The 10,317-nt window shown below is 42.9% G+C and carries 9 protein-coding genes, 1 tRNA gene and 1 pseudogene; 4 read left to right on the top strand and 7 right to left on the bottom strand.

Annotated elements, in window-relative coordinates:
• Both L0J61_RS05650 and L0J61_RS05645 read right to left on the bottom strand, forming a co-directional pair.
• A pseudogene (locus tag L0J61_RS05650) lies at positions 1-736 on the bottom strand (type II/IV secretion system protein); the annotation flags it as partial.
• A 93-nt stretch (positions 737-829) separates the two neighbouring features.
• Entirely contained in the window at positions 830-1,735 is a 906-nt protein-coding gene (locus L0J61_RS05645) for a tRNA (N6-threonylcarbamoyladenosine(37)-N6)-methyltransferase TrmO (protein ID WP_301465358.1), read from the bottom strand.
• Between the two features lie 599 nt (positions 1,736-2,334).
• On the opposite strand from L0J61_RS05645, the gene L0J61_RS05640 reads away from it, so the two are divergent.
• The 4 genes from L0J61_RS05640 to L0J61_RS05625 all read left to right on the top strand — a co-directional run bounded on the left by L0J61_RS05640 (position 2,335) and on the right by L0J61_RS05625 (position 4,933).
• Positions 2,335-3,108, top strand: a complete 774-nt coding sequence (locus L0J61_RS05640; RefSeq protein WP_301465356.1) for a ferredoxin--NADP reductase — start codon at positions 2,335-2,337, stop codon at positions 3,106-3,108.
• 200 nt (positions 3,109-3,308) lie between these two features.
• Positions 3,309-3,395: transfer RNA gene (locus tag L0J61_RS05635), tRNA-Leu, on the top strand.
• Between the two features lie 192 nt (positions 3,396-3,587).
• Positions 3,588-4,106: a helix-turn-helix domain-containing protein gene (locus tag L0J61_RS05630; protein ID WP_198335245.1), complete on the top strand. Its 519-nt coding sequence runs from the start codon at positions 3,588-3,590 to the stop codon at positions 4,104-4,106.
• Entirely contained in the window at positions 4,010-4,933 is a 924-nt protein-coding gene (locus tag L0J61_RS05625; protein WP_301465357.1) for an IS3 family transposase, read from the top strand. Before L0J61_RS05630 ends, L0J61_RS05625 begins: the two co-directional genes overlap by 97 nt.
• A gap of 272 nt (positions 4,934-5,205) precedes the next feature.
• Here the strand turns inward: L0J61_RS05625 and L0J61_RS05620 are convergent, their stop codons facing one another.
• The 5 genes from L0J61_RS05620 to L0J61_RS05600 form a co-directional block, all read right to left on the bottom strand.
• Positions 5,206-5,892, bottom strand: coding sequence for a tetratricopeptide repeat protein (locus L0J61_RS05620; RefSeq protein WP_301465355.1), 687 nt, complete (start codon positions 5,890-5,892; stop codon positions 5,206-5,208).
• A 118-nt stretch (positions 5,893-6,010) separates the two neighbouring features.
• Positions 6,011-6,217, bottom strand: a complete 207-nt coding sequence (locus L0J61_RS05615) for a hypothetical protein (RefSeq protein ID WP_301465354.1) — start codon at positions 6,215-6,217, stop codon at positions 6,011-6,013.
• A 425-nt stretch (positions 6,218-6,642) separates the two neighbouring features.
• A complete protein-coding gene (locus L0J61_RS05610) occupies positions 6,643-7,185 on the bottom strand; it encodes a sulfur transferase domain-containing protein (RefSeq protein WP_301465353.1) in 543 nt (180 codons plus the stop codon).
• Positions 7,186-7,262: 77 nt separating this feature from the next.
• Positions 7,263-8,180: a MaoC/PaaZ C-terminal domain-containing protein gene (locus tag L0J61_RS05605; protein WP_301465352.1), complete on the bottom strand. Its 918-nt coding sequence runs from the start codon at positions 8,178-8,180 to the stop codon at positions 7,263-7,265.
• A 456-nt stretch (positions 8,181-8,636) separates the two neighbouring features.
• Entirely contained in the window at positions 8,637-10,037 is a 1,401-nt protein-coding gene (locus tag L0J61_RS05600) for a 3-oxoacyl-ACP reductase (protein WP_301465351.1), read from the bottom strand.
• Between the last annotated feature and the right edge of the window lie 280 nt (positions 10,038-10,317).

The following is a 10,317-nucleotide window of genomic DNA, read 5'->3' as shown; positions in this document are numbered from 1 at the left end:
TATGTAATACGCCGTCGATACGAAAGCGAACCCTGCCCGTCTCACGGCGTGGCTCTAAATGAATATCACTAGCGCGCTGCTCAAAAGCATACTGCAACAACCAGTCGACGACCTTGACGATATGTTGATCATTGGCATCGGGGCTATTGTTATCACCCAGCTGCAACAACGCTTCGACATTGGTCACATCCGCAGCGGCACGTTTGTGCAATGAGTTTGCACCAGCAATCGCTTGCGTGACTTGATAAAACTCCTGTCGATAGCGATTGATCTGCTCAGGGTTAATGTAGACGGTACGATACGCTTTAGACTTAATTAGCTTTTCGATATTGGAATGCCAGTCAGTATAAAACGGCTGATCGGTACCGATAACGACTTCATCTAGTGTCACTTCAATCGGTAAAATGTGCTGCGAGCGTGCATATTCAAAAGACATTAGCTTTGTCACTTCAGGCACATCTACCTTTAGCGGATCGATACGAACGATAGACATATCCGCTTTTGCCGCCAGCCATTGATTGAGCCATGCAAGTGTCAGTTTATTCTCAGAGGTATTATCCAGCGCATGACCATTTGGCAGACCAAACTCACTAATGGTCAGCAATGGATGCTGCGACTTATCACGACGGCTGGTAATCACTAGGTTGTAGCCGCGCTGGTCTATTACTCTATCAGCCAGTAGCTCATCTAGACACCAACGTAAATCAACCATGATTGAATATTTTTGAGCAGACATAAGGTTCTTCTTTTATTATTAAATCCAAGTATCAAAAGGATGCAAACACATTATAGTTAGGGGCTGTAGTTATAAGAAGTTCAGTATAGAAACTTATGCGACCTCTGCGATCGACGTCACTTTTAGCTGCTCTGATGGCAATAACTGAAAACTCACATCAACTGACTTGTAGCGCATGACAAACGGTACATTTATCTGATCACGGCGATACGCAGGTCGAGGGTCTTGCGCGATTAACGCTTTAATCGCTTCAATATCAGAGCCAACCAGCCTGCTCTGAACGTCATCAATTAGACGCTGAGCGCTGACGTCTTGCCCTTTTTTATCATACCCTTGATGCGTCATAATACTCATAAACTGCTCATGGGCAGCGTCTGCAACCAACACATCCGATAACACGGGTGCATCAGAGGCAAAGCCGCTCTTGGCATCAGGCAACGCATCGCTATAAGCAACGTAAGGCTTAATATCTATAATGGGCGTACCATCTACCATATCAGCACCACTGATGGTCAGTAATACCCTGCCCTGTACGACATCAACGCGTTCAAGCCTGACGACAGACAAACCCAATGCCGATGGACGATACATGCTGCGACTGGCAAATACACCTATTTTTTGGTTGCCACCCAATCTAGGTGGACGTACCTGCGGGCGAAACTGACTTGCCAACTCCTTACCACGGATCGATTTATTAAGTGTCGAGCTATCATGCGTCGATTCGTCCTGATTGCTGTTACTGGTAACATCATCGCTTCCGGCATTTTTGACTGTATTGGCACTATTTGACTTATTTAGATGATTGTGATGAAACTGCCAACTGAGCCAAATATGACTAAAAGCATCGAGACCGACAAACGCTGCTGGCGTATCATAAGGCGGCAACATCTCAATCACGCTAGTCAAAGGTACTAAGTTTGGCTGTCTCGGCGCACCAAACTTCTGTGACAGAGGCGCACGATGATAGCCTATGATAGGCGAATGATGGTGATTTTTCATGCCTTCCTCTACACATTCTTCTGCACATTTTTCTAAACACTCACCTACGCTCATATCGCCAGCAGACATAGAGAGCCTCCCTTATTAATATCAAAAACAGCCAAAAAAAATTCAAAGAATAGCAATAACGGCAAAAGCCACAGTAAAGGCAGAAACTTTACTTACAGAAGCCTTGCTACTATCTGCGCTCATGGCCATTCAGCCCTAATATCGCAACGAAACACACTTAATAGAGCTGATCTGCCAGATGATACAAAATTATTTACTAACGATATTCTATTTTATCATGCCACACACACACGACCAGACGGACTTTTATTTTAAAGTTTGGTATTATGTGCGATGAATTTGAGGATAACTTCTAGATTTTGTACCTCATCGAACGAAAAGGGTCAGAAATATAGTCGCACCCAATAATCCACCCAGCGTATTATTAAACGGTGATAAACATACTGATTACCACTGAGCACATAATTATCAACAACCCAGTGCGTGTCAGCAATCACCGCATCATTGAAAACTGTTGCTTAATACCTATTTATCTATCAAATTATCACAACACTGAACGACACCGATAATAACTTATTAACGAGGACTGTATGTCAAAACTTCGCACCGAAACGGTCACTGAGGTTCATCATTGGAATGACTCTCTATTTAGTATCAAAACAACCCGTGACGATGGCTTGCGCTTCCGAAATGGTGAGTTTGCGATGATTGGAATCGTTGTCGATGGCAGACCATTGTTGCGAGCGTATTCAATCGCTAGCCCAAACTACGAAGACCATCTCGAATTCTTTTCCATCAAAGTTCAAGATGGTCCGTTGACCTCACGCCTACAGCACATCGAAGTCGGTGATGAGTTATTGGTCAGTAAAAAACCTACTGGCACACTCGTCCTAGATGATTTACTACCAGGTAAAAACCTCTATATGCTATCGACAGGTACTGGACTTGCTCCGTTCTTAGCGCTGGCACGTGACCCTGATGTGTATGAGCGCTTTGATAAAATCATTTTGGTTCATGGTGTGCGTCATGTCAAAGACCTAGCGTATCAAGAGATGTTCGAAAAAGAACTGCCTAACGATGAAATCTTTGGTGAATGGTTCCGTGAAAAGTTCATCTACTACCCTACTGTTACTCGTGAAGAATTCAGAAACCAAGGTCGAGTGACGGACTTGCTGAAGTCAGGCAAGCTTTTTGAAGACATTGGTTTACCTCCAATTAACAAAGAAGATGACCGCGTCATGCTATGTGGCAGCATGCCTTTCAACGCTGAAGTCTCAGAGATTTTGGATGGCTTCGGTCTGACTGTCTCACCGCGTATGGGTGTACAAGCTGATTATGCTGTAGAGCGTGCATTTGTAGGTTAGATCAAACCTAAATACTGCGAGACGCACAAGACATGAGCGATACTTTCGCAAATAAGCGAAAAATTTATCAATTACTTCTTGACGGCTAAAAATAGGCTGCTATAATACGCAGCCTATACGGTAAACACCGTAGCCCAATTCGATAATATTTGTTTGATGATTAAATACATAATCACTAAATAAAAATTATCTCCTAACATGCCAGTGTGATGGAATTGGTAGACATGACGGATTCAAAATCCGTTGCCTTTAAAAGCGTGTCGGTTCGAGTCCGACCACTGGTACCATTTATAAAAGCTAAATGGTTGATTTTAGTACAGTTAGTCAATTATAAATTTTGAGCGTGTACATCTTAGTGTACACTTTGATATTTGCTTAAAGTTTCTGAGATTAACTGACGATCAACCTCTTAACGATAAAAAAAACCTCCTACTTTGAACTGACCCCCATAAGTTGGACACAACTTATGGGGTATTTTTATGCGTTACGATCTGGACTTTAAGCTCAAAGTCATATCATACTATCGGCAAGGACATACCGGAGTCGCAACAGCAAAGAAGTTTGGACTTGATAAAAAGATAATCTCTAGATGGATTAATCAATACAAAAGCGGCGGTATAGAGGCTATCAAGCCAAAGGCGAGTAAAACTAAATACAGTAGCGAGTTTAAACTTAACGTACTCACAGTCATGCTAGAACAAGGGTTAAGCCAGTCTGAGGTCGCTTTAACGTTTAACATCAGCTCACCTGCGCTCATCAGCCACTGGCACAAAGCGTATCGACTTCATGGTATGTCTGGACTCACTCCCAAACCTAAAGGTAGAGGCGCCATGACCAAGCCAGTTATCACAAACAAACCAGATGATGAAAAGACGCCTACAGAGCTTAAGCGTGAACTGCAATATCTGCGTGCGGAGAATGCCTACTTAAAAAAGCTCGATGCCTTGCTCAAAGCGGAGGAACAAGCAGACAGAAAGCAAGGCTCATCGAAGCGCTAAGAGATGACTGCTGTTTATCTGACTTACTCAAAGTCTCAGGTATGCCTAAAAGCGTTTTTTATTATCATAGAGCAAAGCTTGAGAGTGACGACAAATACGCTGAGTTGAAGCCACGTATTGCTAAGCTGTATCATCAGCATAAAGGTAGATATGGCTATCGTAGAATAACGGCCGCATTAAAGCCGGTAGGGGTTCATCACAATCATAAGCTCATTGCTAAGCTTATGCGTCAAATGACGCTTAGCGCAAAGATAAGACGCAAGAAGTACCGTTCCTATAAAGGAGTGCAAGGCAAGATCGCGAAGAATCACTTAAAGCGTCAGTTTCATGCAGATGGGCCACATAAGCGCTGGCTGACGGATATTACTGAGTTTAAGGTAGGCGATAATAAGCTGTATTTATCGCCCATACTTGATTGTTATAACAATGAGATTATCAGTTATACGCTCTCAAGAAGGCCGACTTATGATTTGGTGAGTCAAATGCTAGATTGTGCATTAACAAGAACTAAAGCGTGTCGGGATAAGAGGTTAATGCTGCACTCGGATCAAGGATGGCATTATCAAATGGCGCAGTTTGGCACGACGCTTAAGTACCATGGTATTAAGCAAAGCATGAGTAGAAAAGGCAACTGCTTGGATAATGCGCTCATGGAGGGGTTCTTCGGTACATTAAAGTGTGAGACCATTTACCTTGAGAAGCCTCAAAACATTGAGCAGTTAGAGCAACAAATCCATGAGTACATTCATTATTACAACCATGAGCGTATTCAATTGAAACTAAAAGGACTGAGCCCTGTGCAATACAGAACTCAGTCCTTGGGTTAAACTAAACCGTCCAAGTTTTGGGGGTCAGTTCAACTTTGGAGGTTTTTTTATGTCTGTAATTCGTCTAGGTGACTAACTACTGGCTAGGGCGGTGCAATAGTTCACAACCTCTCAAGCGGTGACCGACCGCTAACGCACATTTTTACAGTCGCAAAATTAAAAGTTTAGGGTCATCTCGTTACCTGTCTTGATGAATCGCTTCAATCTAAGCATTGACCACTGTATGCAATGCGTTTTGTGTGATTGTGACTGTCGTATTAGTTCAACTGTGTTTAATAACCGTCTTCATTTAGCATCTCATAAGCATCACAACTACTTTGATCTCCATTATCACAAGCTTTCCCAAACCACTCTTTCGCACTAGCCTTGTTCTGACGTATGCCTTTGCCATTGTCGTACATATACCCGAGATTATACTGTGCGTCAACATCTCCTTGGTTCGCAGCTAGTTGATATAACTCAAGCGCCTTCTGGTAGTCCTGACGTACACCTTCGCCACCGTAGTACATGGTTCCAAGGTTATACTTTGCATAAGCATGTCCTTGGTTCGCAGCTAGTTGATATAACTCAGCCGCCTTCTGATAGTCTTGACTCACACCTTCGCCACCGTAGTACATGTTTCCAAGGTTATACTGAGCGTCAGCATCTCCTTGGTTGGCAGCTAGCTCATATAACTCAGCCGCCTTCTGGTAGTCTTGACGTACGCCTTCGCTACTCTCGTACATATACCCAAGTTTGAGTTGCGCGTTAGCATCTCCTTGGTTCGCAGCCAGTTGGTACCACTCAGCCGCCTTCTGATAGTCTTGACTCACACCTTCGCCATGGTAATACATATACCCAAGGCTAAACTGTGCGTCAGCATCTCCTTGGTTGGCTAGTCGTTGAGTATCATTAAAATCTGACGCCACTACTGATACAGAGAGTAGTGCTGCGAATAAAGAAAGAGATAATTTGCTCATCAAGGAAGACTTGCGAAACGTCATATTACTTCTCAGTATATAATTTTCTGTGAATTTTTTTATTATCTTAAGACAAAAGTTAGTCAATGAGAAGTAGTCTTGTCACATTGCCGTTTTGTCATAGACTATTAGGTTTTCTAGCGTCCACCGTTTGAATAATAACTTCGACTGGTTGCACGTGGTCATCGTTGTTACTGTCAGCTCTATCCAGTCCTAGCAATTTAGCCTTGCTCATTGTCGCACTGACCATGGCAGATGCTTGGTTATTTTCTTTTGCTGTCTGTCGTGCATCGTCCAATTCGTCTATCAGGTCATCAAGCGTCATGGTTTATCCTCTTTGGTGTTTCATCATGCGATAACTCGTCCATCAAGTCGCTGATTGATTGCACAGTGTCGGCATTTACGTCTTTTATCTGTGGTCTGTCTAATCCTAGTAACTTGGCTTGTGAGATTGTCGCTGCTGTCAGTGCGTTTGGCTTTCTGTCTTCAATCGCTATCTGTTTGGCTAACTGTAAGTCTTGTATCAGGTCGTTAAGGTCAGGTATGGGTAATGAATTTTATGGCTTGGGTCATATAATAAAACCACTTATAACAGACTATTTTAGGTGGTATTTTTTTGGCTGATTACCCTCAATTCTGTAATAAACACTGCTCTCGCCACAGATAATAATTAAAAAGCTTCATCAAAAGACAGCCAATAAAAAAGGCCACCTTTCGGTCGCCTTTCCATTTACCGGCTATATAACTGCTTTAGCGCGGTACCAAAAGACGATTATGAACCTCTTGTTCAAGCTTCGTCAAACCATGACTACGTCCACGCTCCATAGCCGTATCCATTTTACGACCACGCAACCAGCCCGCTCGCAGTGCAGCCGCAGCACCGACTCTATTACCTGACATACAATGCATCACTATTTTTTTACCATGGTATTGTCGTAGTAAATTATCAAACGCCAATATTTTAAGCTGTTTTAAATCTGCAGCACCGCTGATCGGTAAATGTTGATAATGCATGCCAGCCCGCTCGACCGCTGCTGCTTCATCAAAACTCAATTCATCAGTCGGCTGTAAATTAATCACCAACTCAACGCCGGCTTCCGCTAATGCAGATATTTTTTGGTCGTCAAGTGCACCGCATACAATAGTATTGGCGTCAGGGCGAAAATACGGCTCAATCACAGTTGCGAGGTCGATTCCATTATCAGCGGCGTATTGGTCTGTTGTATCACTGTCGTTGCTGGAGGATAAGTCATCCATTTGATCCGAGCTTACTGCTTCTGTTTGTGACGTCATAATTATAAATTGGTTCGTTAGTTTTTAGATTAAGATAAAAGAGTTTTTGCGTGATTCAAAGTCATTTTGCAAACTTTCTACTCACTATCACTTAGTAATTTAACCGTACCTGCCAAATGCGGCTTGTCATTTTTAGAGCTAAAGAGCCCAAATTCACAAGTACCGTCTACATTTGCCAACTCTGCGACTGAGTCTGCAATCAGCTCAACTTCAGCTGGCAAAAATATCGGTAGCTTAAATGATACACTTACTGTGCAAGACTCGGGCAAATCATCCATTAAAGCGAGGCATTTGGCCTTTGACCACATACCATGAGCAATCGCTTTCGGAAAACCAAACGCACGTGCAGACAATGGGTGTAAGTGGATGAGATTAAAATCACCTGAAACAAAAGCATAACGACGACCGATATCTTCTGGAACTTCAAAGATACTGTGTACACCGTTCTCGTTGATTGACGGCTTAGCAGTTACTGGACGTGGTTTTCTTTTCTTGTCTCTGCTGACTTTTGGCTTTTTACCGCGTGACAGATAAGTCGACACCCCTTCCCAAACGACCTTATCTTCTGATGTGACCGTCGTTACAAAGTCAAACTGCTGACCTTGTGCATGATCTCGCAAATTATCAAAAGTAACCGATAGTGTCACTGTTTCACGCTCACCAATAGGACGGTATTGGGTCACGCTGTTGTCGACGTGTACCAATCCCAGCATAGCAAAGGGGAACGGCTCTTTGACCATCATGTTCATTTGCAAGGCTTGAGACAGCACAGAAAAGTAAGTAATTGGCACTTTGCCATTATCAGCAAACCCACAGATCTTTCGATAATCATCTAAATTATCCTGATCGATATGCAGATCGTCTACATGATAGGTTGCTTGTGGCAATTGGTCTTTACTGATTTTATCACCGTTGCCGATAGGCAATAAGCTTTTAACAATATTGCCATAAGTAGTATGCGGTTTTGGCAACGCATCATAATGTTTGTCTGACATAAATAAGTCCTAGGAGAGGCCTGAGCAAATTTCTTAATACATTTTAGCATGCTTTAAAAAAAGCCATTGATTGAAACTGTCATCGAGCAGTACAGAAAAGTCTATGCTAAATCTACAGTAGTTATAATCTACAGTACAGCATTACCAACAATGACGATTTGGCTTTTGACTCTTGTGTTTTTACCATAAAAAAGCCACCCTTGGGCAGCTTTATTAGGATTTATTGGCATTTTTTCGTAAGTATGTGTGAGATTAGCCAATGATAATACTTTATTTCATGCATTAATTTTGGGGCTAATCACCACTCATGCTCGCTAAAAATGAAGGCATGTCCTGACTTTTAGTAATGAACAATAAGTAATAGGCAATCAGTGACAAAAAGTTAGCCACGTTAATCCATTCAGAGAGTCATCACTTTAATAGGACATGCCCTATTATTGCACACCTTGCTTGCTATTATGCACCAAGTAAGCTTTGGCCACAAACACGAACAGTGTTGCCGTTCAAACCACCTGCCGCTGGCGATGCAAGCCAAGCAATTGTCTCAGCTACGTCTACTGGTATACCACCTTGACTCATTGAGTTCATGCGACGACCCGATTCACGAATAGCAAATGGAATAGCAGCGGTCATTTGTGTTTCGATAAATCCAGGAGCCACAGCGTTAATCGTCATACCTTTAGCGTTACTATCTAATTGAGGAGCAGTGGCATCCACCAAACCAATCACACCGGCTTTGGAAGTTGCATAATTTGTTTGACCCATGTTTCCAGCGATACCGGAGATAGATGATACGCAAACAATACGTGCGTCATCATTCAAAACGTCGTTCTCCAATAGGTAACTGTTTAACCTAGCGACACTGCCTAAGTTAATATCCATAACCGTGTCCCACTTGCTCTCGTCCATTTTCGCCAACGTTTTATCACGAGTGATACCGGCATTATGGATAACGGCATCTAGACCGCCACGCTTTTGTGCTGCTTCTGCAATCTCCTTGCCAGCGTCTTCACTAGTAATGTCGACCGTTAGGACTGAACCACTGATTTGACTGGCGACGTTTTGCAGATCTGCTTGCTGCTGTGGTAAGTCTAGGCAGATGACGTGTGCGCCTTCACGGGCTAATACGCGAGAGATGGCTTCACCGATACCGCGACTGGCGCCAGTCACTAGCATGGTCTTACCACCCAAAGGCTGCGTCCAATCAACCTCAACTTCATTGCCTTTACTGATACGCACAACTTGTCCTGAAACGTAAGCAGAGCGAGCTGAGGTGAAAAAGCGTAGGGTTGAGTCGAGGTTTTGTTCTGCACCTTCTTCGACATATACAAGCTGTGCCGTGATGCCACGTTTGAACTCTTTGCCAACAGATTTCACAAAGCCTTCAAGCGCACGCTGTGCCAATGACGCTTCAATGTCAGTGATATTTTCTGGTGGGCGACCCACGATGACCACTCGACCTGATTGTTCTACGCGGCGAGCTTCACTATGGAAAAACGCATACACTTCTTTTAACTGATCCGCGTTGCTAATATTACTAGCATCAAATACTAACGCTTTAAACTTATCATCACCACCCGTATTCGCTTTTGCTTCAATACCAGCATCAGCCAAAGCGTCTTTGATATCGTCGCTGCTATTGACGTAAACTTCAGCGTGCAAGTCTGCTAGGATTCGTGCGACTGAGGCACTGATGTTTTTATCATCACCATCAGCACGACCAACCAATACGCTACCACGTACCAGAGGCTCACCTGCTTCAAAGCGATCCAACGTCACTGGCAATGGCAGGCCTAAGTTTTTTGCCACTTTTTTACCAAGAGAAGATTGAACAAATTCACCATAACGGTCTGACATAATATACTTCCTATAACGAACGGTTTGATTTATAAATTAAAAATGCAATGTGCCTATTATTATATAGGCTTACTGCCATCACAATCATTGATATTTAGTAAATGAGGAAAGAACTGGCTTAACTATACACTTCCCTAATAAACAAGTCCAAAAACCGAGCTTGTCTACAACAATCTGTAAACAAGTCAGTATACAAGATGTCAACTTTTTGTAGAGTTAAAAATTGCCATCCTGTGTTAGTATCAGACCTATTAGTTATATTAATTTTGTTTATTGATAA

The sequence above is a fragment of the Psychrobacter sp. genome, assembly GCF_030457785.1.
Classification (GTDB): domain Bacteria; phylum Pseudomonadota; class Gammaproteobacteria; order Pseudomonadales; family Moraxellaceae; genus Psychrobacter.
The sequence above is the reverse complement of the archived record's forward strand: the minus strand, read 5'-3'. Positions and strand labels throughout refer to the sequence as shown.

Excerpts from the sequence above, each read along its gene's own strand:
- L0J61_RS05645 (WP_301465358.1), bottom strand. The coding sequence starts at position 1,735 with ATGAAAAATCACCATCATTCGCCTATCATAGGCTATCATCGTGCGCCT.
- L0J61_RS05640 (WP_301465356.1), top strand. The coding sequence starts at position 2,335 with ATGTCAAAACTTCGCACCGAAACGGTCACTGAGGTTCATCATTGGAAT.
- L0J61_RS05630 (WP_198335245.1), top strand. The coding sequence starts at position 3,588 with ATGCGTTACGATCTGGACTTTAAGCTCAAAGTCATATCATACTATCGG.
- L0J61_RS05620 (WP_301465355.1), bottom strand. The coding sequence starts at position 5,892 with ATGAGCAAATTATCTCTTTCTTTATTCGCAGCACTACTCTCTGTATCA.
- L0J61_RS05615 (WP_301465354.1), bottom strand. The coding sequence starts at position 6,217 with ATGACGCTTGATGACCTGATAGACGAATTGGACGATGCACGACAGACA.
- L0J61_RS05610 (WP_301465353.1), bottom strand. The coding sequence starts at position 7,185 with ATGACGTCACAAACAGAAGCAGTAAGCTCGGATCAAATGGATGACTTA.
- L0J61_RS05605 (WP_301465352.1), bottom strand. The coding sequence starts at position 8,180 with ATGTCAGACAAACATTATGATGCGTTGCCAAAACCGCATACTACTTAT.
- L0J61_RS05600 (WP_301465351.1), bottom strand. The coding sequence starts at position 10,037 with ATGTCAGACCGTTATGGTGAATTTGTTCAATCTTCTCTTGGTAAAAAA.